A 22810-nucleotide genomic window follows, 5' to 3' on the forward strand; every position below is an offset into this window, starting at 1 on the left:
GATCACCGGAGCCATCAGCGGATCACCAGGTGGTCCAGGTATCCGGCAAGGTTGCGGCGGATCTCGGCGACCGAGTCACCGCCGAACTTCTCGGTGGCCGCCTCGGCCAGCACCAGCGCCACCATCGCCTCGGCCACCACCGCGGCGGCCGGCACCGCGCAGACGTCGGACCGCTGGTTGATCGCGGTCGCCGGCTCGCCGGTGACGATGTCGACGGTCGACAGCGCCCGGTTCAACGAGGAGATCGGCTTCATCGCGGCCCGGACCCGCACCGGCTCGCCGGTGGTGATGCCGCCCTCCAGCCCGCCGGCCCGGTCGGTCACCCGGCGCACCCCGGCAGCAGTCGGGATGATCTCGTCGTGCGCGACCGAACCCCGCGACCGGGCCTGCTGCCAGGCGTCGCCGATCTCCACACCCTTGACCGCCTGGATCGACAGCACCGCGGCGGCCAGCCGGGCGTCGAGCTTACGGTCCCACTGGACGTGGCTGCCCAGCCCCGGCGACACCCCGTAGGCGAGCACCTCGACGATGCCGCCGAGGGTGTCGGCGTCGGACTTGGCGGCGTCCACCTCGGCGACCATCCGGGCGCTCGCCTCGGGGTCGAGGCAGCGCAGCGGGTCGGCGTCGACCCGCTCGGCGTCCTCCGGGCGGGGCTGCAACCCGGGTTTGGCGGCCACCGAACCGAGCTCGACCACGTGCGACACGATCTCGATGCCCAGTGCCTGCCGGCACAGCGCCCGGGCGACCGTACCGACGGCGACCCGGGCGGCGGTCTCCCGGGCGCTGGCCCGCTCCAGGATCGGCCGGGCGTCGGTGTGGCCGTACTTCTGCATCCCGGCCAGATCGGCGTGCCCCGGCCGGGGCCGGGTCAGCGGGGCGTTGCGGGCCTGCCCGGCCAGCTCGACCGGGTCGACCGGGTCGGCTGCCATCACGGTGCGCCACTTCGGCCACTCCGAGTTGCCCACCCGGATCGCGACCGGGCTGCCCAGCGTCACCCCGTGCCGCAGGCCGCCGACGATCTCGATCTCGTCCTGCTCGAAACTCATCCGGGCACCCCGGCCGTAGCCGAGCCGGCGCCGGGCCAGCTCGCGACCGATCTCGGCACTGGTCACCTCGACGCCGGCGGGGACGCCTTCGAGGAGTGCGACCAGTGCGGGGCCGTGGGATTCACCTGCGGTCAGCCAACGCAACACGTCGGAAAGTGTGGCACGGCGTGGTCGGGGCCCGGTGACCCACGTCGCCCGCGTCCCGCCCTCCGGACACCACCGGAGCCGCCCTAACGTACGGTTGGTCGGTCTCGGGGGGTGGTGGTTTCGTGCCGTACGACATCCGCCGGCGACCAGCGGTGCTGCTCATCCTGCTCGGCGCGGTCACCGCGGTGGGGCCGCTGTCGATCGACATGTACCTGCCGGCGTTCCCGGCGATCAGCGAGGACCTCGCCGCCACCCCGGCCCGGGTGCAGCTGTCGCTGACCGCGTGCCTGATCGGCGTCGCGTTCGGGCAGCTGGTCGGCGGGCCGGTGAGCGACCGGTGGGGGCGGCGTCGGCCGGCGCTGTCCGGCGTCGCCGGCTACGTCGTCGTCTCGCTGGCCTGCGCGCTGGCCCCGAACGCCGAGACACTCGCCGGGTTGCGGCTGCTCCAGGGCTTCGCCGGCGGGGTGGGGGTGGTCGTCGCCCGGGCGGTGGTTCGCGACCTCTACGCGGGTGCCGACGCGGCCCGGTTCTTCTCCCGCCTGCTGATCGTCTTCGGGGTGGCACCGATCGCCGCCCCGGTGCTCGGTGCGGCGGTGCTGCGGGTGACCTCCTGGCGGGGGATCTTCGTCGCCCTCGCGGTGGTCGCCGCGCTGCTCGCCGTCGTCATGGCCCGCTGGCTGCCGGAGACCCTGCCGGACCAGCGCCGCAACCCGGACGGTCTGGCCGGCGCCGCCCGGGCGACCCGGTTGGTGCTCACCGACCGGGCGTTCGTCGGGTACGCGTCGACCCAGGGGCTGGCCTTCGCCGGCATGTTCGCCTACATCTCCGGATCGCCGTACGTGCTGCAGGACGGGTTCGGGCTGTCCCCGACCCTGTTCAGCCTGGTGTTCGGGGTCAACGCGGTCGGGCTGATCGCGCTCGGCCAGCTCAACGCCCGGCTGGTCGGCCGGTACCGGACCCGGCCGCTGTTCGTCGGCGCGCTGACCGCCGGTGCCGTCGCCGCGGCGCTGCTGGTGGCCGGCGCGACCACCGGTCAGCTGTGGCTGATCCTGCCGGCGCTGGCCGGCTACGTCGCCACGGTCGGGATGCTGATGCCGAACGGGACGGCGCTGGCTCTGGAGGAGCACGCCCGGCATGCCGGTACCGCGGCCGCGCTGCTCGGCGCGGTCCAGTCCGGGATCGCTTCGCTGGCCGCGCCGCTGGTCGGGCTGGCCGGCACGGCCAGCGCCACCCCGATGGCGCTGATCATCCTCGGCGCGGCGGGGCTGTCACTGGTCGCCGTGTCGACAACGCGGCCCGCATCGCCGGTACCGGCGCGGCGACCCCGGTGAACTGTTCGAACTGCCCGACCGCCTGGGCCAGCAGCAGATCCAGCCCGGAGACCACCCGGCAGCCGGCGGCGGCCGCCGCCGAGGCCAGTGGCGTCGGCCAGGGATCGTAGATCGCGTCGAAGCAGACCGTGCCGGATGTCCACGGCAGCTGGTCGGCGTACGGGTCGGCGGCCCCCTTCGGCAGGGTGGACACCAGGACGTCGGTGCCGACCGCCGCCGGAATGGCCGACAGGGCGGCACCGGTCATCGACACGCCGAGCGCTTCGGCGACCGGTACCAGCTCGTCGACCGCCGCCGGTCGTCGGGCCGCCACGGTAACCGATGCGGCGGCCAGCGCGGCGGCCGACGCCAACGCGGCCCGGGCGGTGCCGCCGGCGCCGAGCACGGTGAACCGGGCACCGGTGGCGACCCCGGCGTCGCGCAGCACCGCGACCATCCCCGCCACGTCGGTGTTGTCGGCGAACCAGGTGCCGTCGGCCCGGCGTACCAGGGTGTTGGCCGCCCCGACCGCGGTGGCCACCGACGAAGCCCGCTCGGCCAGGGCGAGCGCCGCCTCCTTCAACGGCATGGTGACCGACAGCCCGCCCCACTCCGGGCCGAGGCCGGCGACCAGGTCCGGCAGCTGCTTCTCGGCGCATTCGATCGCGGTGTAGCTCCAGCCGGTCAGCCCGGCGGCCCGGTAGCCGGCGTTGTGGATCACCGGCGACAGTGAGTGCCCGATCGGCTTGCCGATCACTGCGGCCCGCCGCCGGACGGCGGTGGACGGTCGGGGGGCGGACACCTCAGAGGATGCCGTTCTGCCGGGCGATCTCAATGTTCTGGTTGTGCTGGTCGAGGGTCTCGGCGAACGCCGAACGGCCTTCCTTGTCGATCGCCACGAAGTAGACCCAGTCCTCGTCCGGCGGGTTGATCGACCCCTCCAGGGCGGCCTTGCCCGGGTTGTTGATCGGCGTGGGCGGCAACCCGCTGTGCGCGTGGGTGCTGTACGGGTTGCTCTCGTCGTACAGCTCCTCGCGGGTCATGTCCTTGGACGCCTTGGTCTCCTGACCGGTCAGCTCCCAGTAGTAGTTGACCGTCACATCGAACTGCAGGCAGCTGCACGGGAAGGTCTCGCTGTACACCCGGTTGTACGCCACCCGGGAGACCTTGGCGAGGTCCTCGGCGATGCCGGCCTCGGCCTGGGCCAGCGACGCGACGATCAACGCCTCGTACGGGCTGATCCCGCCGCGTTCGGCCTGCACCCGGTCGGCGTACTCCATTTCACCGGTGACGGTCAGGAACCGGTTGACCATCACCCGGAGGATCTCCGGGGCGGTGACGTCGGGATCGAAGTCGTAGGTGTCCGGGAAGAGGAACCCTTCGGCGGAGACCGTCACCTCCTGCCCGTCGGTACGGGTCATCCACCACTCCGGCACGCCGAGGGCCTCCGGGTCCTCGGCGGCGGTGGCGAACTCCTCCGCCGGGATGTCCGTCGACTCGGCCAGCAGTTGGTAGATCTGCTTGGCGGTACGGCCCTCCGGGATGGTCACCCGGTTGGAGACCTTGTTCTCCAGGTCCAGCAGCAGGCCGAGCGCGGTCGCCGCGCTCATCTCCAGGCGCAGCGTGTAGAAGCCAGGCTGGATGTTCTGGCTGCGGGAGTTGTCCCGGGCCTCGTTGACGAACGCCTTGGTGCTCTTGACCACGCCGGCCTCGACGAGGGTGTTGCCGATATCGGTAGCGGTGTCGCCGGCCCGGACCTGGACCACCACCTCACCGGTGCCGCCGCCGTCGTAGTCCGGGGTGGCGAAGTAGCCCTGTACCCGGTCGAAGCCGTACCAGACACCGCCGCCGAGCACGCCGAGCAGCAGCACGGTGACCAGCAGCGCGGCGAAGGTCTTGCCCCGGCCGCCACCGCCGGACGACTTCTTGCGCCGCGCACCCCGACGGTGCCGGCCCTTGTCGGCCCGGTCCTCGAAGGCGAGGTCCAGTTCGTCGATCATCACTTCTGCCTCCGCTGCGCGTCCAGCCAGCTCTGCAGGATTTCCACGGCGGCCGCCTGGTCGACCACCGTACGTTGACGTCGTCCTCGAACGCCCCGCTCGGACAGCCTACGGCTAGCGACCACCGTCGACATCCTTTCGTCGGTCGTCAGGACTGAAATCGGCGATACCGCCACTTCGAGTAACCGTACGTATGCGCTGACCGCGTCGGCGGCCGGTCCGTGGCGGCCGGCGAGGTTCACCGGCAGACCGACGATAACCGCTCTGACCTCGTACTCATGGACTATCTGGACAATTTTCGCGATGTCCGTGGGCGTGTCGGCCGGGTTCGTCGCGACGCCGGTCGACAAGTCCCGCCGCACCGTCATCAACGGAGTGGCGAGAATGCCGTCCGGGTCGCTGATCGCCAGACCGACCCGGACCTGCCCCACGTCGACGCCGAGCCGGCGCCCACGGACGAATCCGCTCACCTCGTACCGCTCATCTCAGGCCGTTTCGGCGATCGCCTTTTCGACCGCGACCAGCAGGTTCGCCGCCTCGGCCGCTGGCAGCCCGCCGCCCTGGGCCAGGTCGGCGTTGCCGCCGCCCCGGCCGTGCAGCGCCCCCTTGACCAGGTCGGCGGCGGACACCCCGCGTGACTTGCCGGCCGCGTTCACCGCCACCACCAGCGCCGCCTTGCCGTTGGCCCGGGCCGCCACCGCGACCACCGCCGGCCGGGCCGGGTCGATCTTGCCCCGGATCTCCTGCGCCAAGGTCCGTACGTCGTTGCCGGCCGCGCCCTCGGGCGCCTCGGTGCCGACGTAGGCGACCCCGCGCACGTCACGCGCCTGGCCGGCGATCGCCGCCGCGCCGCCGAGTACCAACTGGGCGCGCAGCTTCTCCAGCTCCTTCTCGGCGTCGCGCAGCTGGGTGACGGTCTGCTGGACCCGGTCCGCCACCTGGTCGGCCGGCACCCGGTACAGCTCGGCGAGCCGAGCCACCAGCAGATGCTCGCGGGCCAGGAAGTTGAACGCGTCGATGCCGACCAGCGCCTCCACCCGGCGCACGCCGGAGCCGATCGACGACTCGGAGAGGATCTTCACCACGCCGAGCTGACCGGAGCGGGTCACGTGCGTACCGCCGCACAGCTCCCGGGCGTAGTCACCGACCTCCACCACCCGGACCTCGTCGCCGTACTTCTCCCCGAACAGCGCCATCGCACCCAGCCGGCGCGCCTCCTCCTGTGAGGTGATGAACGCGTTCACCTCCAGGTCACGCAGCAGCACCTCGTTGACCTGCTGCTCGATGTCGTGCAGCACCGACGGCGCGACGGCGCCGGGGGTGTTGAAGTCGAACCGCAGCCGGCCGGGCGCGTTCAGTGACCCCGCCTGGGTCGCCGACTCGCCGAGGAAGTTGCGCATCGTCTGGTGCACCAGGTGCGTCGCGGTGTGTGACCGGGAGATCGCCCGCCGACGCGGGATGTCGATCTCGGCGTAGCCGGACTCCCCGGCGCGCAGCTCACCGCTGACCACCCGTGCCCGGTGCACGATCAGGCCCGGCACCGGCTGCTGCACGTCAAAGATCTCCACCCGGCCGGCGCCGACGGTGAGCAGGCCGGTGTCCGGCTGCTGGCCGCCGCCCTCGGCGTAGAACGGGGTGCTGTCCAGCACCAGCTCCACCACGTCGCCCTCACCGGCCGCGGGCAGCGCCGCGCCGCCGGCGCCGAGCAGTGCCCGCACCCGCGACTCGCGGGACACCTCGGCGTAGCCGGTGAACTCCACCGGCCCGCCGCTGTCCAGCACCCCGCGGTACGCGGACATGTCGACGTGCCCGGTCTTGCGGGCCTGCGCGTCCGCCTTGGCCCGGGCCCGCTGCTCGGACATCAGCCGGCGGAAACCGTCCTGGTCGACCGAGAGCCCCTGCTCGGCGGCGATCTCCAGGGTGAGGTCGATCGGGAACCCGTAGGTGTCGTGCAGCTGAAAGGCCTGGTCGCCGGAGAGTTTGCCGCCGCCGGCCGACCTGGTCTGGGCGATCGCCGTGTCCAGGATCGTGGTACCGGCGCGCAGCGTGGACAGGAAGGCGTCCTCCTCGGCGTACGCGTACGAGGAGATCCGCTCGAAGTCGGCGGCCAGCTCGGGGTACGACGGCGCCATGCAGTCCCGGGCCACCGGCAGCAGCTCCGGCAGGGCGCGGTCCTGCCAGCCGAGCAGCCGTACCGAGCGGATCGCCCGGCGCATGATCCGGCGCAGCACATAGCCGCGGCCTTCGTTGGACGGGGTCACCCCGTCGCCGATCAGCATCAGCGCGGTCCGCACGTGGTCGGCGATCACCCGCAGCCGTACGTCGTCGGGGTGCGACTCGCTCGCCGCCTGCCCGGAGCCCGAGCCGTACCGTTTTCCGGTCAGCTCGGCGGCCCGGTCAAGGATCGGACGTACCTCGTCGATCTCGTAGAGGTTGTCCACCCCTTGCAGGATCGACGCGATCCGTTCCAGGCCCATGCCGGTGTCGATGTTCTTCTTCGGCAGGTCGCCGACGATGTCAAAGACTTCTTTGCTCTGTACGTTGGTGATCTCGTACTGCATGAAGACGAGATTCCAGAACTCCAGGAAGCGGTCCTCGTCGACCTCCGGCCCGCCGTCCGGCCCGTACGCCGGGCCCCGGTCGTAGTACAGCTCCGAACACGGCCCGGCCGGCCCGGGGATGCCCATCGACCAGAAGTTGTCCTTCTTGCCGCGGCGCACGATCCGCGCCGCCGGTACGCCGGTGCGCCGCCAGATGTCGGCCGCCTCGTCGTCGTCGAGGTAGACGGTGGCCCAGATCCGCTCCGGGTCCATGCCGAACCCGCCCGCGTCGACCGGCCTGGTGGCCAGGTCCCAGGCCAGCGGGATCGCGCCTTCCTTGAAGTAGTCGCCGAACGAGAAGTTGCCGTTCATCTGGAAGAAGGTGCCGTGCCGTGACGTCTTGCCGACCTCGTCGATGTCCGGGGTACGAATGCACTTCTGCACGCTCGTCGCCCGCTGGTACGGCGGGGTCCGCTGGCCGAGGAAGTACGGCACGAACTGCACCATGCCCGCGTTGATGAACAGCAGGTTCGGGTCATCGATCGCGGGCAGCGGAGCTGACGGCACCACGGCGTGGCCGTTGGCCTCGAAGTGTGCGAGGAACCGCCGCTTGATCTCCGCCGTTTTCACCGAACGTCCTCCTGGGGGAAAATCTTCTCGTCACCGATGTGCGGTTCGTCCCGCAGGTCGGCGAACTGGTCGTCGAACGCCACGCCCTCGGCGAACGCGGCCTGGATCTGCTGCTCGCGCTCAGCCATGCCCTCGCGCACGTCCTCCACGAAGGTACGGACCGACTCGACGAGACCACCAGCGGATTCCGACAGCGAGGAGGCGATCCCGGACGGCGTGTAGGACTGGGCGGTCCGGGCCAGCTTGCGGACCACCACCGCGCCGACGGCGATGCCGACACCGAGCCAGAGCAGGCGTTTCATGACGGCGTCCTCCCGGTCATCCGGCGTTGCGCCGGGCTGCCCGGCGCCGCTGCTTGAGTTCCGCCCGTACGTCGCGCTCCTGTTCGGCATGCCGACGGGCGGACGCGGCGCGCCGTACGCCGTACCCGAAGGCGGCGACCTTGACCAGCGGGTTGGCCGCCGCCGCCGAGACGACGGTGGCGAGGTTCGCCACGTTGGCGGTGACGTTCTGCGCGTGACCGGTCATCGTGTCGATCTTGGCGAGCTGGATATTGACGCCGTCCAGCGTGGTGTGCACCTGTCCGAGCGCGGTGTTGACGTTCTCCACCGAGGTGTTGACCTGGCCGAGCAGTGGACCGGTGCGGTCGTTCAGGTCGTTGATCGCCCTGGTCGCCGCGTCCACGGTGTGCCGCAGCCGCAGGATCGGCACCGCGAGCACCAGCACGAGCATCAGGAACGCTCCGGCCGCCACCAGCGCCGCGATCTGTCCACCGTCCATGCCTGTGTCCTCCTCTGTCACGACGCCTCGCCGCCGCTGCTCACCTGACGGCGGTCAGCTCGCGCCGCACCACCGTGCAGACCCTACCGTCAGTGATGGTCGTCCGCTCACGACGGTTCGACCTCCAGGTCCAGCAGCGGATCGTCGGTGAAGACCGGATCCGGATCCTCACCGGTGAGCGACGGATCGGTACTCGGCTGCGGCTTCATCCGGTCGTCACCGATGGCGTTGCGTACCTTGATCGACACGACCGAACCGGTGCAGGTCTCGGCCTCGGTGACCGGCGGTGAGTCGGCGGACTCGCCGTCGGTCGACTCACCGGATGGCGGCTCCACCGTCGGCCGCTGCAGTAGCAGGTCGCCCGAGCAGGCCGGTGGCCGGACCCACAGGTCGAGGGTGAGTTCGTCGCGGGTCCAGCAGTTGTACTGGCCCTCGACCGGCTGGGACGGGCACAGCTCGGCGTCCCACGGCAGCCACCCGGCGTCGGTCAGTGCCGCGGTGTAGACCTGGGCGGTCTCCTCGGTGCCGCGTTCGGAGGTCATCGTCCGCTCGCGGAACCGGCAGTCGATGAGGCACCAACGGCTCCCGCTGACCGCGTCGGTACGCTCCTGCGCCGCCCACCCGGGCACCTCGAGCCGGTCAAGGGAGTTGAAGACCGGGTCGCGGGTCGCCGCCCGGATACCGAAGTAGAGCGGAAGCGCGGCCAGCACCACGACGGCGACCATGATCAGGGCCATCGCCCGCAGCCGACGCTGCTGCAGGTTCGGGCCGCCCTGTTCGGGACCCGGCTGGTCGGCACCGGGCTCCTCAGGGCCGGAGGGCTCGGGCCCCGACCGGTCAGGGCGGTACGGCCCGGACCGGACCGGTGAGCCACCCCCACCGGACACCGGGGCGACCCTTCCCGGGACCGGCGCGGCTCCGCCGGACACCGGGGCGAGTCCGCTCGGCGGCACCGGCCCACCCGGCCGCACCGGTACCGATGCCGACCGCGCCACCGTCGCACCACCACCACCGGCACCGGAGACCGGACGGGGCGGGGCGGGCATCGGCCGATCGTGGTGCGGCGGCGCGGCCGCACCGGCAGGTCCACCGGATACCGGCCGCCCAGGTGCCGGTGCCGGCGCGCCGGGCATCGTCGCGATGCCGCCGGGCCCGGGTTGAGCTGGCCGGCTGGGGTGACCGGGATGGCTGGGGCGGCCGAACGTGCCGGCCTCGTTGGGACGGCCCGGCGGATCGGACCGGCCAGGCTGGCCGGGGCGAATCGGACCGGTCGTGTACGGGTCCTGCCGGCCGGTGGCCGGCGGTCCGGTCATGGGTGGCCGCGGCCCGCCGCCGGCACCAGTCGACGCCGGCCCGGCCGCCGGGACCGTCGCCCGGCCGGGCCCAGGGCGGGTGGCGGTCGGCGGGCCGGCCGGATGGCCTGGCGGGCGGGTGCCCGGACGGGGCGGCTGGTCGTTGCCCGGGTCAGGCTGCGGACCACGGGCCGGTGGCACCGCGCCGCCCGGCCCGGGGACCACGGGAGCGGCCAACGGGCCTGCGGGCCCGCCCCGGGACGACTGGCCGGGGATCGGCCCGGACCGCGCCGGACGGGGCCCGCCCGAGGTCGGCCGGGCCGGCTCGAACGGCTGGCCGGCCGAGGCATGCCGGCCGGCCGACGGCCGCGACGACGCCGGGCCGTCCCCCTCCCGGGTCTGACCCGCCCGGTCCGCCCCAGCGGCCGGGCCACGTTGCGGCATCTCCGAGCGGCGCTCCCAGCCGCCGGTCTCGTCCGCCGGTTCCGGTGCACGTCGACGCCCGCCGGACGACCTGACCGGCGGGATGATCCGGGTTTCGTCGCGCCCATCGGCGCCGGGGCCGGACGTTGGTCGGGTCGGGGTGCGCGGCGCGGAACGGGGCCCGCCGAAGGGTTCGCCGGATGGCCGCTGCGGCGCGGACGGCGGCAACGGCGGTGCGTTGCCCGACCGCGGCACGACCGTGTCCGCCGCTGGCGGGCGTTGGTGCGGTCGCTGGTACCGGCCCGGGGTCGAGGTCGGCCCACCGGAGACCGGGGTCGGGCTCGGCCCACCGGAGACCGGGGTCGGCCCGCCCGGTGCGGGGCTGACTGGTCGTGCCTCGGACGGCTTCGCACCGGCCGGGGAAACGGGCTCGGCCGGTCGAGGTCCGGGACGCGGCTGCGGACCGGGCTGCGACTGCGGTCCGGACTGCGGGGGACCTGGACGGGGCGGGGCCGCAGACCGGGCGGCGGCGGACCGGGAGGGCGGACCGTCCGTTGGGGAGCCCTCTGGTCGGGCGCCACCGGGTCCGATGTCGATCCGCTGTTCCTTGGCGGTTCGCAGATCGTCCAGCCAGCCGGTCTCCTCACCGCTGACCTCTTCTTCGACCTGTGCCCGGCCCCACCGACGGCCCTTCGGCTTGCCCTCACGACGCTCGTCGGGGTGATCGGGGCGGTCAGAACCGCGCGCTCTCACTGCTGTACCTCCCCGGCAGCAACGCTGCCGCTGTCATCGGGCACCGGACCAGCCTCGGACGCTGGGACGGATGGATCAGGTTCGGCGGCACCAGCGGACGAGCCGGAGCCGGTGCGTCCAGCGGACGCACGGGTGTCGGGCGGCAGGCCACGCACGATCCGGCGGAGTACTGGCAGCCGCGCGGAGACCGTCCGCTCGGCGCCGTGCTCGGTCGGCCGGTAGTAGTCGACACCGGCGAGCTCGTCGGGCGGGTACTGCTGGGTGACCACCCCCCGGTGGTCGTCGTGAGGGTAACGGTAGCCGCCTCCGTGGCCGATCCGCCGCGCGCCCGAGTAGTGGCTGTCCCGTAGATGCGCCGGCACCGTCCCGCCCCGGCCGGCCCGTACGTCGGCGACGGCCGCCGCCAGCGCTGCGGTGGTCGAGTTGGACTTCGGGGCGGTGGCCAGGTGGATCACCGCCTGGGCGAGGTTGAGTTGTGCCTCCGGCAGCCCCACGTACTCCACGGCGTGGGCAGCCGCGGTCGCCACCGACAGCGCACCCGGATCGGCCATCCCGACGTCCTCGCTGGCGAAGATCACCATCCGCCGGGCGATGAACCTTGCGTCCTCCCCGGCGACCAGCATCCGGGCCAGCCAGTGCAGCGCGGCGTCGACGTCCGATCCACGCATGCTTTTGATGAACGCGCTGGTCACGTCGTAGTGGGCGTCGCCGTCGCGGTCGTAGCGCACTGCGGCGACGTCGATCGCCTGCTCGGCGGTACGCAGGTCGATCTCCCCGGTGTCGGTCGCGGTGGCCGCCGAGGCCGCCGCCTCCAGGGCGGTGAGCGCCTTGCGCACGTCGCCACCGGCCAACCGGACCAGGTGGTCCTCGGCCGGCGGGGACAGCCGTAGCGAGCCGCCGAGTCCACGTTCGTCGGTCACCGCGCGCCGGAGCAGGTCACGGACCGCCTCGTCGCCGAGCGGCCGCAGGGTGAGCAGGACACACCGCGACAGTAACGGCGAGATGACCGAGAAATGGGGGTTTTCGGTGGTTGCCGCCAACAACGTCACGGTTCGGTCCTCGACCGCCGCGAGCAGCGAGTCCTGCTGGGTCTTGCTGAAGCGGTGCACCTCGTCGATGAACAGCACCGTCGGCAGCCCGCCGGTACGCCGTTGCCGTCGGGCCTCGTCGATCACCGCACGGACGTCCTTGACTCCGGCGGACAGCGCCGACATCGCTACGAAACGACGGTCGGTGGCCCGGGCCACCAGGTGGGCGATCGTCGTCTTGCCGCAGCCCGGCGGCCCCCACAGGATGACCGACATCGGCGCGGTACCGGTCACCAGCTGCCGCAGCGGCGCGCCCGGGGCGAGCAGATGTCCCTGGCCGACCAGCTCGTCGAGGCTCGCCGGACGCATCCGTACCGGCAACGGTGCCGACCCGGGCGGGCCGGAGCCGGCCCCGTCCGCCACCACGCCGCCGCCGGCCGGCGACGCATCGCGTCGCTGGTCACCGGTGGGGTAGGAGAAGAGGACGTCGGACTCCATCAGCAAGACAGTACCGGCCCGATCTCGGACGCCGGAAATGCACCGAGATCGGACCGGTGAACAGCCGGGTCAGCTGCGCCGACGGCGCCGGGACCAACCGCCGCCGGCGCCACGACCGACCCCGGCGAAGAACAGGGCCAGACAGAGCAGGCCGATCAGCACCATGGTGTTCCAGTTGAACAGGTCGGGCGCGCCGAGATCGGTGTCGAGCAGGTCGAGCAGCAGGGCGAAGCCGAAAACGACAGCGGCAGCGATGGCGAACATCAGATCCTCCTGGGGGGTTCAGTCCGTCGGCCGTTCCATACCCAACGGCCGCCCCGGCCAATCCAGCTTGGACCAGGTCAGACCCGCTCGGCCGGACGCGCCGACTCGACCGACGAGCCGGCCGGCGGCGACAGCGTCGGCTGGCCGCGGCGACGGGGGTGCCGTGCGACCAGGTACAGCGGCGCGGCCGCAGCCAGCACGGCCGCACCGACCAGCATTGCCAAGCTGACGGTGGTAGCACCGGCGATGGCCATCAGCACCACCCCACCGAGGGCTCCCGCTGGGTGCGCGACCATCGAGTTGAGCGAGACGACGCTGGTCCGGTGCCCGCCGTCCACCTGCCGGTGCAGCAGGCCCATGTGCACCGGGTTCGACGCGCCGTGGATTGCGTAGCAGGCCAAGAAGGCGGCAATCACTCCGACCGGCCCGGCGAACAGCGCCATGCCTGCGACGGTCGCCCCCTGCGCGACGCGGAACGCGACGGCGGTCACCGGTGCGCCGAGTCGCCGGGTAATCGACGGCACCAGGGCCGCGCCACCGGCCGACGCCAACCAGGCGAAAGCACCGACCGGGCCGAGCAGCGCCGCCGCCCGGTCGGCGTCGCCGGTCACCTCCGCCAGGCGTACCGGCATCAGGGTCTCGAAGGAGATCATGCCGAAACCCCAGAACAGCTCGACGGAGATCAGGGCGAGCAGGATCCGGGAACGCCGCAGCAGTGTCAGTGCGTCCCGCATCACGGATGGCACCTGCCGGATCGACGCGCCGACCGTCGGCACCCGCGCCGACCGTCCCCCGGCGACCGGCACTGCCCCAGCCGGCCGCGCCTCGACCAGCAACCACGCCAAACCGACGAGGCCGACGACCTGGAGCAGCGCTGCGACGAGCACCGGCCCCGTCAACGCGCTGACCGGACCCACCGGGCCGAGTGCCACGAGCCCACCGCTGGCCAGCGCGGCGGCCGCGATCGCGAGACCGAGCACCACTCCCCCGTGGCTCAGCCCGCCTTCGTACCGCGCGTCGGGGTCGGCGGCGAGCGTGGCGTCGACGTACCAGGACTCCAGCGGCCCGCTCTCCAACGCCCGGTAGACGCCCTGCAGCAGCATCACCACGACGAACAGGGTGAAGGAGTCCGCGACGACGAGCAGCGACAGCGACGCCAGGTTCGCCACCGCCGCGCCGATCAGCACCGGCTTGCGACCGACGGCGTCGGCCAGGCCCCCGGTCGGCAGCTCCAGCAGCAGTACGGCCAGCCCTTGCGCCGCGACGACCAGGCCGATCTGCGCCAAGGTGAGCCCGCGTTCCAGCATCAGCAGCACCCAGACGGGGATCAGCAGCCCGACGGGTGCCCAGCGCAGGCCGTGCAGGATCAGATAACGCCGGTGGACCTGACGGGCGGTCAGCGTTCTCACGACCCATCCCCGGCAGAGCCGCCCCGGTCGCTGTTGACGACGCGGGGAAAGCCGTAGGTGTAGAGCATCACCTGCTCGGCAGCGCCGTGACCGGGACCGGGGTCGGTGCGGTAGCGCTCGACAACCGCGTGCAGGTCGGCGTTGAGTCGGCTCAGCTGGTCCGGGGTGAGGGTCAGGATGTAGTCGGAGTATTCGGCGGCGTCCCGCCACTGCGTGGAGTAGCCGTCGCGGGCGGCGTGCCAGTCCTCGGCCAGGCGGACGAACTGCTGCACGAAGTAGCTGTTGAGCCAGTCGGCGGCGGCGCGGGCGTCCGGGTCGGCGTCGAACGAGGTGGCTCGCCAGGAGGAAACCTGATGCACCGAGCGCCACCACCGCTCGCGGCCGGTGCCCCGGGCCGGTTCCTCGCGTACCAGCCCGACGTCGGCGAGCTTGCGCAGGTGGTAACTGGTCGCTCCGGTGTTGGTGCCGAGCTCGTGGGCGAGGGCGGTGGCGGTGGCGGGGCCGTCCAGCCGCAGCGCGCCGAGCAGCCGCAACCGCAGCGGGTGGGCCAGGGTGCGGACCTGGTCCCCAGTGAGCCAGACCGTCGACTGCTGCTCATCCATGGACTGCACGATAACTCTGCAAATAAAGTTTGCACAATATCTGTGCATAACTTCTCTGGAACCGGTGCAGGCATGGGCCGCAGACGTACGTGGGCCCGGGGTGCACGCGCACCCCGGGCCCACGACCGGAAGACAGTTACCCGGTCAGGACGGCTCCACCAGGGCTGCCACCCCTGCCGTTCCGGCGGCCGGGGTCGGCGCGACACCGGCCGGCGGCTTCGGCTTGGCGTCCACCCCGGCCTCCGCGCGCTGCTGGGCGGTGATCGGCGTCGGCGCCTGGGTCAGCGGGTCGAACCCGCCGCGCGTCTTCGGGAACGCGATCACCTCACGGATCGAGTCCACGCCGGCCAGCAGCATGCAGATCCGGTCCCAGCCGAACGCGATGCCGCCGTGCGGCGGCGGGCCGTACTTGAACGCCTCCAGCAGGAAGCCGAACTTGTCGGCCGCCTCCTGCTCGCTGATGCCCAGCAGGTCGAAGACCCGCCGCTGCACGTCGGCCCGGTGGATACGGACCGAGCCACCGCCGATCTCGTTGCCGTTGCAGACGATGTCGTACGCGTACGCCAGGGCCTCGCCGGGCGCACCGTCGAAGCGGTCCAGCCACTCGTCGGTCGGCGAGGTGAACGGGTGGTGCACCGCCGTCCAGCCGCCCTCATCCGTCGGCTCGAACATCGGCGCGTCCACCACCCAGCAGAACGCCCACGCGCTGGAGTCGACCAGGTTGGCCCGCCGGGCGATCTCGATGCGGGCCGCGCCGAGCAGCTCCTGCGCCTCCCGCCGGTTGGTCGAGGCGGCGAAGAAGATCGCGTCGCCGGGCTTGGCGCCGACCGCGTCGGCCAGCCCGCCCAGGTGCTCGGCCGACAGGTTCTTCGCCACCGGCCCGCGCGGCTCGCCGGTCTCGGCGTCCAGCACCACATACGCCAGGCCCCGCGCGCCGCGCGCCTTGGCCCAGTCCTGCCAGCCGTCGAGCTCCTTGCGGGTCTGCGCGGCACCGCCGGGCATCACCACCGCGCCGACGTAGCCGCCGGCGTCGATCGCCCCGGCGAACACCCGGAACGCGGTCCCGCGCAGGTAGCCGGTCAGCTCGGTCAGCTCCACGCCGTAGCGCAGGTCCGGCTTGTCCGAGCCGTACCGGTCCATCGCCTCGTGCCAGGTGATCCGCGGCACCGGCCCGGTGATCTCATGCCCGGCCAGCTCCCGCCACAGCGCGCCGACGATCGACTCGCCCAGCTCGATCACGTCGTCCTGGGTGACGAACGACATCTCGATGTCCAGCTGGGTGAACTCCGGCTGCCGGTCGGCCCGGAAGTCCTCGTCCCGGTAGCAGCGGGCGATCTGGTAGTAACGCTCCATCCCGGCGACCATCAGCAGTTGCTTGAACAGCTGCGGCGACTGCGGCAGGGCGTACCAGGTGCCGGGCTGCAGCCGCACCGGCACCAGGAAGTCGCGGGCCCCTTCCGGCGTCGACCGGGTCAACGTCGGCGTCTCGACCTCCACGAAGTCGCGGTCGTGCAGCACCGTACGGGCGATCTGGTTGGCCCGCGACCGCAGCCGCAACGCCCCGGCCGGACCACTGCGCCGCAGGTCCAGGTAGCGGTACCGCAGCCGGACATCGTCGCCGGCGTCGACCTGGTCGTCGATCGGCAGCGGCAGCGGCGCGGCCTCGGACAGCACGGTCAGCTCTGTCGCGGTGACCTCGATCTCGCCGGTGGCCAGCTCCGGGTTGTCGTTACCCTCCGGGCGGCGGTCCACGACGCCGGTCACCCGTACGCAGAACTCGTTACGCAGCGCGTGGGCCAGCTGCATCTCCTCGCGGAACACCACCTGCACCACGCCGGAGGCGTCGCGCAGGTCGACGAAGATGACCCCGCCGTGGTCGCGCCGGCGGGCCACCCATCCGGCAAGCGTCACCGTCGTGCCGGCGTGCGTGGCGCGCAGGCCGCCGGCGTCATGGGTACGAATCACGGCACGGAACTCCTCATCGCGGGTACGGGACTGCTTCCGCATTGTGTCAGCCCGTCCGGTACCGGTCCGCGCCGATCCCGACCCCGGCGGGACGTACCATCACCGGGCCCGACACCATCACCGCCGCTCCCCGCCGGTCCCGGAGTTCACATGCTGCTGTTGAGTTTCGCCGCCGTCCTGCTGCTCGCCGTGCTGGTGTCGGCACTGGCTCACCGCACCATCCTGTCCACGGCGGCGTTGTTTCTAGTCGCCGGCTTCCTGCTCGGGCCGCAGACCACCGGCGTGCTGGACGTGCAGGCCGATTCGTCGATCGTCAACACCCTCGCCGAGCTGGCGCTGTTCGCCGTGCTGTTCACCGACGGGATGCGGGTCGGCTGGCAGGACCTGCGCTCCGCCTGGCGGCTGCCCGGCCGGGCGCTGGGTTGGGGGCTGCCGCTCACCTTGTTGATCACCGCGGTGCTGGCCCACTACGTCGCCGGGCTGGGCTGGGCGGAATCGCTGCTGATCGGCGCGGTGCTGGCCCCGACCGACCCGGTGTTCGCCGCCGCGCTGGTCGGCAACGAGAAGGTGCCGTACCGGCTGCGGCATCTGCTCAACGTCGAGTCCGGGATCAACGACGGCCTCGCGTTGCCGTTCGTGATCCTGTTCCTGGCGATCGCCACCGGCTCCGGCGACCTGCACCTCGACGAACTGGCCACCGAACTAGCCGTCGGCCTGGTCATCGGAGTCGCCGTCCCCGCACTGGCGATCGCCCTGGAACGGACCCGGTGGTTCTCCGCGTCGGCCCTGTACGCACCGCTCAACGGGGTGGCGATCGGCCTGCTCGTGCTGGCTCTCGGGCAGGCCACCCACGGCAACCTGTTCCTGGCCGCGTTCGCCGCCGGCAGCACCATCGCCACCTTCGGCCCCCGTCAGCGGGCCGCCTTCGAGCACTTCGGCGAAAGCGTCTCCGAGCTGCTGAAGCTGGCCGCGCTACTGGTCTTCGGCGCGCTGATCTCGATCGAGTTCCTCGGCGAGATCTCCTGGCCGGGGTGGGTCTTCGCGGTGCTGGCCATCTTCCTCGCCCGGCCGGTGGCGCTGGCGATCGCGTTCATCCGCTCCGGGTTGGCACCCCGGGAGCAGGCGGCGGCCATGTGGTTCGGGCCGAAGGGCTTCGCGTCGGTGGTGTACGGCCTGATCGTGCTCAAGTCCGGCATCGACGCCGCCGACGAGGTGTTCCATCTGGTCGCGCTGACGATCGTGATCTCGATCCTGCTGCACTCGTCGACCGACGTGGTGATCGCCAACGCCTTCGACGACGAACGGGAGACGCCGGCCTGGCACGACCGCTTCCGGCGTACCCGCGATGACTCCGGCGACCCGGCCGGTTCGACATAGACGCGGTCGAGGGTGCGGCCGAGTTGACGATCCGGGTACGGTGCGACCTCCCGAAAAGGGGTGGCGGTTCTGATCGACGCCGCACTGCGTGAATGAGTCGGGCAGCGCCGGGTGAATGGTCCAGGCGGCGGACCAGGCCAGGTGAAGACCCGACCAGGGGAGTCGGATACGCGGACGTAACGTGATTGAAATGTCAGAATGCCAGCATCTGGCACGACCCAGGTCTCGATCGCTCATGGAGGTCCGGCTTGTTTCTCACCCGGCACGAGCAGGAGCGACTGCTCATCCACGTCGCAGCCGACGTGGCCTGGAAGCGCCGTGAGAGGGGCATCCGGCTCAACCACCCGGAGGCGACCGCGGTGATCACCGCCTTCCTGCTGGAAGGTGCCCGGGACGGCCGCAGCGTGGCGGAGCTGATGGAGGCCGGGCGCACCGTGCTCGGCCGCGAGGACGTGCTCGACGGAGTGCCGGAGATGCTCCCCGAGGTGCAGGTGGAAGCCACCTTCCCCGACGGGACGAAGCTGGTCACCGTACACGAGCCGATCTCCTAGGAGCGAGATTGAGTGCACCATCCACGCCGTCGGGCGCCGACGGCGGCACAGTCGTTCCCGGTGAACTGATCCCCGGCGACGGGCCGGTCACCCTTCATGCCGGCCGCCCGGTGCTGACCCTGCCGGTGGTCAACACTGGCGACCGGCCGGTGCAGGTCGGCTCGCACTACCACTTCGCCGAGGCCAACCCGGCGCTGGACTTCGACCGGTCCGCCGCGTGGGGTCACCGGCTGGCGGTGCCGGCCGGCACCTCGGTGCGCTTCGAGCCCGGCGTCGACCGAGAGGTCACCCTGGTGCCGTTCGGCGGCCGGCGAATCGTCGCCGGGCTGCGCGGCGAATGCGCCGGCGAGCTGGACGGACGCGGCCCGGCCGACGCTGCGGGCACCGACGAGACGGGAGGCACGGCGTGAGCACCCTGGACCGACGGCGGTACGCCGCACTGCTCGGCCCGACCACCGGTGACCGGATCCGGCTGGCCGACACCAATCTGCTGATCGAGGTCGAGGAGGACCGTTGCGCGCCGCCCGGCGGCGAGGGCACCCCGGCGTACGGCGACGAGGTGGTCTTCGGCGGCGGCAAGGTGATCCGCGAGTCGATGGGCCAGTCCCGGGCCACCCGGGCCGAGGGGGCACCCGACACGGTGATCACCGGCGCGGTGGTGCTGGACCACTGGGGCGTCGTCAAGGCCGACGTCGGCATCCGCGACGGCCGGATCGTCGCGCTCGGCAAGGCCGGCAATCCCGACACGATGGACGGGGTGCACCCCGACCTGGTGATCGGGCCGGGCACCGAGATCATCGCCGGCAACGGCAAGATCCTCACCGCCGGGGCGATCGACAGCCACGTCCACCTGATCTGCCCGCAGCTGCTGGAGACCGCCCTGGCCGCCGGGATCACCACCATCATGGGCGGCGGCACCGGGCCGGCCGAGGGCAGCAAGGCGACCACGGTCACCCCCGGCCCGTGGCACCTGGGCATGATGCTCGCCGCGCTCGACCCGTGGCCGGTCAACGTGCTGCTGCTCGGCAAGGGCAACACGGTCAGCGAAGAATCCTTGTGGGAGCAGCTGCGCGGCGGCGCCGGCGGCTTCAAGCTGCACGAGGACTGGGGCACCACCCCGGCCGCGATCGACGCCTGCCTGCGGGTGGCCGACGCCTCCGGTGTGCAGGTGGCGATCCACACCGACACCCTCAACGAAGCCGGGTACGTGGAGTCCACCCTGACCGCGATCGCCGGCCGGTCGATCCACGCGTACCACACCGAAGGGGCCGGCGGCGGGCACGCGCCGGACATCATGCGGGTCGCGGCCGAGCCGAACGTGCTGCCGTCGTCGACGAACCCGACCCGCCCGCACACCGTCAACACCCTCGACGAGCACCTCGACATGCTGATGGTCTGCCACCATCTGAACCCGAGCGTGCCGGAGGACCTGGCGTTCGCCGAGAGCCGGATCCGGCCCAGCACGATGGCCGGCGAGGACATCCTGCACGACCTCGGCGCCATCTCGATGATCGGCTCCGACTCGCAGGCGATGGGGCGCATCGGCGAAGTGATCATGCGGACCTGGCAGACCGCGCACGTGATGAAGGCCCGACGTGGGTCGCTGCCCGGCGACGGGCCGGCCGACAACATGCGGGCCCGACGGTACGTCGCCAAGTACACGATCTGCCCGGCGGTGGCGCACGGCGTCGAGGGCGAGGTCGGCTCGGTCGAGCCGGGCAAGCTGGCCGACCTGGTGCTGTGGGATCCGGCGTTCTTCGGCGTACGGCCGCATCTGGTGATCAAGGGCGGCATGATCGCCTGGGCGCAGATGGGCGACGCGAACGCGTCCATTCCGACCCCACAGCCGATGCTGCCGAGGCCCATGTTCGGCGCGTACGGCACCGTGCCGGCCGCCACCAGCCTGGCGTTCGTCGCGCCGGCGGCGATCGACGCGCTGCTCGGTGACCGGCTCGGGATCCGTCGCCGGCTCGCCCCGGTCGCCGACACCCGGCGGCGGGGCAAGGCGGACATGCCGCTGAACGACGCTACCCCCCGGATCGAGATCGACGCGGACACGTTCACGGTGCGCATCGACGGGGAGACGGTCGAGCCGGCCCCAGCGACGGAGCTGCCGATGGCGCAGCGCTACTTCCTGTTCTGACGACCGGCCGATGATCACCTGTCACGCCCGGACCCGCCGATGAGCGGGCTCGCCACGCTGCTGGTGCTGGCCGACGGCCGGTTGCCGGCCGGCGGGCACGCCCACTCCAGCGGGCTGGAGGCGGCCGTCGTCGCCGGCCGGGTCCGCGACCTGGCCGGCGTGGCGGCGTACCTGACCGGCCGGCTCGGCACCGGTGGGCGTACCGCCGCCGCGTTCGCCGCCGCGGCTGCAACAGCCGCGACCGCTGACGGGGCGACCGCCGACGGGGCCGGCCCTGGCCGGCTGGACGCGCTCGACGACGGTGTCGACGCGCGCACCCCGTCACCCGCGCTGCGCCGCGCGTCGCGGGCCCAGGGTCGGGCGTTACTGCGAGCCGGACGCGGCATCTGGGCGCTGCCGGCGGGCGGGCCCCGGGACCGGCACCAGCCGGTGGCGCTCGGCGTGGTCGCCGCCGCCGCCGGCCTCGGCCCGGCCGAGGCGGCGCTGGCCGCCGCGTACACCACCGTCACCGGACCGGCCAGCGCCGCCGTGCGGCTGCTCGGCCTCGACCCGTACGCGGTGCACGGCCTGCTGGCCCGGCTCGCGCCGGACATCGACTCGGTCGCCGCCGGGGCGGCCGCCCTGGCCGACCGGCCGGTCGACGACCTGCCCGCCGGCTCGGCCCCGATCCCGGAGGTCGACGCCGAACACCACGCCACCTGGGAGGTGCGTCTCTTTGCGTCCTGAACCACACACTCACGTCCACGGCGGGTCCGCCGAACCGCACGCGCACACCGGCGGGGAGGTGCCGCACACCCACCCCGATCCGGGGGTCGACCCGCACCCGCCCCGGCTGCCGGACGGCTCCCCCGCGCTGCGGATCGGCATCGGCGGGCCGGTTGGCTCCGGCAAGACCGCGCTGGTCGCCGCGCTGTGCCGGGCGCTCGCCGACGAACTGCGGCTGGCCGTGGTCACCAATGACATCTACACCACCGAGGACGCCGACTTCTTGCTGCGCAACGGCGTACTGCCGGCGGAGCGGGTCCGGGCGGTGGAGACCGGCTGCTGCCCGCACACCGCGATCCGCGACGACATCTCCGCCAACCTGGACGCCATCGAGGACCTGTCCGACCAGTTGGGCGCCCTCGATCTGGTGCTGGTGGAGAGCGGCGGGGACAACCTGACCGCCACGTTCAGCCGGGGCCTGATCGATCAGCAGATCTTCGTGGTCGATGTGGCCGGCGGCGACAAGGTGCCGCGCAAGGGCGGGCCGGGGGTGAGCACCGCCGACCTGCTGGTGATCAACAAGACGGACCTGGCACCGCTGGTCAACGCCGACCTGTCGGTGATGCAGCGCGACGCCGCCGCCCGCCGGGGCGAGCTGCCGACGGTGTTCCTGTCGCTGGTGCAGGACCGTACGGCGACCCCGGTGGCCGACTGGATCCGGGGGCTGCTGCGGGCCCGCGCCCAGACCCCGGCGGAGGTCGCCGGCTGATGCGGGCCCACGCCCGGCTGGTCGCCGAGGTCGACGCCGCCGGGCGGACCCGGCTGGTCTGCCTGCGCGGCGAGCCGCCGCTGGTGCTGCGCCGCACCGGTCCGTCGGCGGCCGCTGGCGGCGAAGTCGAGGTGCATCTGGTCGGCGCGGCGGCCGGCCCGCTCGGCGGCGACGACCTGCGGCTGGACGTCGAGGTCGGCCCGGGGGCTCGGGTGTGTCTGCGTACCGTCGCGGCGTCGCTGGCGTTGCCCGGGCCCGACGGCCGGCGGTCGGCGCTGCAGATGCTGGTCCGGGTCGCGGCCGGCGGTGAGCTGCGCTGGCTGCCGGCGCCGTTGATCGCCGCCGCCGGCTGCCACCACCTGTCCCGGTCGGTGGTGGAGCTGGCCGACGGCGCGGCCCTGGTGTGGCGGGAGGAGCTGGTCTGCGGGCGCGACGGTGAGCCGTCCGGCGACGCCCGGATCGACACCACCGTGCGGTACGCGGGCCGCACGGTGCTGCGTACCGACCTGGCGGTGGGGCCGCGCGCCGACGGCTGGGCCGGGCCGGCGGTGCTCGCCGGGGCGAAGGCGACCGGTTCG

At 72.6% G+C, this 22810-nt stretch carries 21 protein-coding genes; 8 read left to right on the top strand and 13 right to left on the bottom strand.

The features are described 5' to 3' along the window. Nucleotides 1-14: 14 nt before the first annotated feature. On the bottom strand, nt 15-1193 hold the full coding sequence (gene aroC, locus ACFHWT_RS25810; protein ID WP_416597287.1) for a chorismate synthase: 1179 nt from the start codon (nt 1191-1193) through the stop codon (nt 15-17). A gap of 122 nt (nt 1194-1315) precedes the next feature. Here aroC and ACFHWT_RS25815 point away from each other — a divergent pair, with 122 nt between their 5' ends. Continuing rightward, on the top strand, nt 1316-2524 hold the full coding sequence (locus ACFHWT_RS25815; protein WP_416597288.1) for a multidrug effflux MFS transporter: 1209 nt from the start codon (nt 1316-1318) through the stop codon (nt 2522-2524). Here the strand turns inward: ACFHWT_RS25815 and ACFHWT_RS25820 are convergent. From ACFHWT_RS25820 to aspS, 12 genes are all read right to left on the bottom strand, one after another. Continuing rightward, on the bottom strand, nt 2439-3260 hold the full coding sequence (locus ACFHWT_RS25820) for a shikimate dehydrogenase (RefSeq protein ID WP_416597304.1): 822 nt from the start codon (nt 3258-3260) through the stop codon (nt 2439-2441). The two genes, ACFHWT_RS25815 and ACFHWT_RS25820, sit on opposite strands and share 86 nt — an antisense overlap. A 46-nt stretch (nt 3261-3306) precedes the next feature. After that, nucleotides 3307-4503 carry an endolytic transglycosylase MltG gene (mltG, locus tag ACFHWT_RS25825; protein WP_416597289.1) on the bottom strand — a complete coding sequence of 399 codons (1197 nt, stop codon included), beginning with the start codon at nt 4501-4503 and terminating at the stop codon, nt 3307-3309. Continuing rightward, nucleotides 4503-4973 carry a Holliday junction resolvase RuvX gene (gene ruvX / locus ACFHWT_RS25830; protein WP_416597290.1) on the bottom strand — a complete coding sequence of 157 codons (471 nt, stop codon included), beginning with the start codon at nt 4971-4973 and terminating at the stop codon, nt 4503-4505. The genes mltG and ruvX overlap by 1 nt, the downstream gene beginning before the upstream one ends. Nucleotides 4974-4988: 15 nt before the next feature. Beyond that, on the bottom strand, nt 4989-7673 hold the full coding sequence (gene alaS / locus ACFHWT_RS25835) for an alanine--tRNA ligase (RefSeq protein WP_416597291.1): 2685 nt from the start codon (nt 7671-7673) through the stop codon (nt 4989-4991). Next, a complete protein-coding gene (locus ACFHWT_RS25840; RefSeq protein ID WP_416597292.1) occupies nt 7670-7975 on the bottom strand; it encodes a hypothetical protein in 306 nt (101 codons plus the stop codon). Before ACFHWT_RS25840 ends, alaS begins: the two co-directional genes overlap by 4 nt. Nucleotides 7976-7991: 16 nt before the next feature. After that, the gene (locus tag ACFHWT_RS25845; RefSeq protein WP_123601158.1) at nt 7992-8453 is read right to left on the bottom strand and encodes a DUF948 domain-containing protein; all 462 of its coding nucleotides are present in this window, start codon (nt 8451-8453) and stop codon (nt 7992-7994) included. A 107-nt stretch (nt 8454-8560) separates the two neighbouring features. Continuing rightward, nucleotides 8561-9214: a hypothetical protein gene (locus ACFHWT_RS25850; protein WP_416597305.1), complete on the bottom strand. Its 654-nt coding sequence runs from the start codon at nt 9212-9214 to the stop codon at nt 8561-8563. Nucleotides 9215-10917: 1703 nt separating this feature from the next. After that, nucleotides 10918-12447: a replication-associated recombination protein A gene (locus tag ACFHWT_RS25855; protein WP_416597293.1), complete on the bottom strand. Its 1530-nt coding sequence runs from the start codon at nt 12445-12447 to the stop codon at nt 10918-10920. A 69-nt stretch (nt 12448-12516) separates the two neighbouring features. Continuing rightward, nucleotides 12517-12711: a hypothetical protein gene (locus ACFHWT_RS25860; protein WP_416597294.1), complete on the bottom strand. Its 195-nt coding sequence runs from the start codon at nt 12709-12711 to the stop codon at nt 12517-12519. A 77-nt stretch (nt 12712-12788) separates the two neighbouring features. Beyond that, entirely contained in the window at nt 12789-14120 is a 1332-nt protein-coding gene (locus tag ACFHWT_RS25865; RefSeq protein WP_416597295.1) for an MFS transporter, read from the bottom strand. After that, entirely contained in the window at nt 14117-14722 is a 606-nt protein-coding gene (locus ACFHWT_RS25870; RefSeq protein WP_416597296.1) for a helix-turn-helix domain-containing protein, read from the bottom strand. The genes ACFHWT_RS25865 and ACFHWT_RS25870 overlap by 4 nt, the downstream gene beginning before the upstream one ends. 144 nt (nt 14723-14866) lie before the next feature. Then, nucleotides 14867-16687 carry an aspartate--tRNA ligase gene (aspS, locus tag ACFHWT_RS25875; RefSeq protein WP_416597297.1) on the bottom strand — a complete coding sequence of 607 codons (1821 nt, stop codon included), beginning with the start codon at nt 16685-16687 and terminating at the stop codon, nt 14867-14869. Nucleotides 16688-16837: 150 nt separating this feature from the next. On the opposite strand from aspS, the gene ACFHWT_RS25880 reads away from it, so the two are divergent. The 7 genes from ACFHWT_RS25880 to ACFHWT_RS25910 form a co-directional block, all read left to right on the top strand. Further along, entirely contained in the window at nt 16838-18064 is a 1227-nt protein-coding gene (locus ACFHWT_RS25880) for a cation:proton antiporter (RefSeq protein ID WP_416597298.1), read from the top strand. A 248-nt stretch (nt 18065-18312) separates the two neighbouring features. Further along, the gene (locus tag ACFHWT_RS25885) at nt 18313-18615 is read left to right on the top strand and encodes an urease subunit gamma (protein WP_123601150.1); all 303 of its coding nucleotides are present in this window, start codon (nt 18313-18315) and stop codon (nt 18613-18615) included. A gap of 8 nt (nt 18616-18623) precedes the next feature. Further along, nucleotides 18624-19025: an urease subunit beta gene (locus ACFHWT_RS25890; RefSeq protein WP_416597299.1), complete on the top strand. Its 402-nt coding sequence runs from the start codon at nt 18624-18626 to the stop codon at nt 19023-19025. Then, nucleotides 19022-20758, top strand: a complete 1737-nt coding sequence (locus ACFHWT_RS25895; RefSeq protein WP_416597300.1) for an urease subunit alpha — start codon at nt 19022-19024, stop codon at nt 20756-20758. Before ACFHWT_RS25890 ends, ACFHWT_RS25895 begins: the two co-directional genes overlap by 4 nt. A 39-nt stretch (nt 20759-20797) precedes the next feature. After that, complete coding sequence (locus tag ACFHWT_RS25900) at nt 20798-21484, top strand: urease accessory protein UreF (RefSeq protein WP_416597301.1); 687 nt, start codon at nt 20798-20800, stop codon at nt 21482-21484. 58 nt (nt 21485-21542) lie between these two features. After that, nucleotides 21543-22232 (top strand): urease accessory protein UreG, encoded by a 690-nt coding sequence (gene ureG, locus ACFHWT_RS25905; RefSeq protein ID WP_416597306.1) that lies wholly within the window; start codon nt 21543-21545, stop codon nt 22230-22232. Next, a partial coding sequence (locus ACFHWT_RS25910; RefSeq protein WP_416597302.1) for an urease accessory protein UreD occupies nt 22232-22810 on the top strand: 579 nt, incomplete at its 3' end. The genes ureG and ACFHWT_RS25910, both read left to right, overlap by 1 nt.

The organism is Micromonospora sp. LOL_021, from assembly GCF_048060215.1.
GTDB lineage: Bacteria > Actinomycetota > Actinomycetes > Mycobacteriales > Micromonosporaceae > Micromonospora_E.

Excerpts from the sequence above, each read along its gene's own strand:
- ACFHWT_RS25860 (WP_416597294.1), bottom strand. The coding sequence starts at position 12,711 with ATGTTCGCCATCGCTGCCGCTGTCGTTTTCGGCTTCGCCCTGCTGCTC.
- ACFHWT_RS25870 (WP_416597296.1), bottom strand. The coding sequence starts at position 14,722 with ATGGATGAGCAGCAGTCGACGGTCTGGCTCACTGGGGACCAGGTCCGC.
- ACFHWT_RS25840 (WP_416597292.1), bottom strand. The coding sequence starts at position 7,975 with ATGAAACGCCTGCTCTGGCTCGGTGTCGGCATCGCCGTCGGCGCGGTG.
- ACFHWT_RS25845 (WP_123601158.1), bottom strand. The coding sequence starts at position 8,453 with ATGGACGGTGGACAGATCGCGGCGCTGGTGGCGGCCGGAGCGTTCCTG.
- ACFHWT_RS25880 (WP_416597298.1), top strand. The coding sequence starts at position 16,838 with ATGCTGCTGTTGAGTTTCGCCGCCGTCCTGCTGCTCGCCGTGCTGGTG.
- ACFHWT_RS25900 (WP_416597301.1), top strand. The coding sequence starts at position 20,798 with ATGAGCGGGCTCGCCACGCTGCTGGTGCTGGCCGACGGCCGGTTGCCG.
- ACFHWT_RS25855 (WP_416597293.1), bottom strand. The coding sequence starts at position 12,447 with ATGGAGTCCGACGTCCTCTTCTCCTACCCCACCGGTGACCAGCGACGC.
- mltG (WP_416597289.1), bottom strand. The coding sequence starts at position 4,503 with ATGATCGACGAACTGGACCTCGCCTTCGAGGACCGGGCCGACAAGGGC.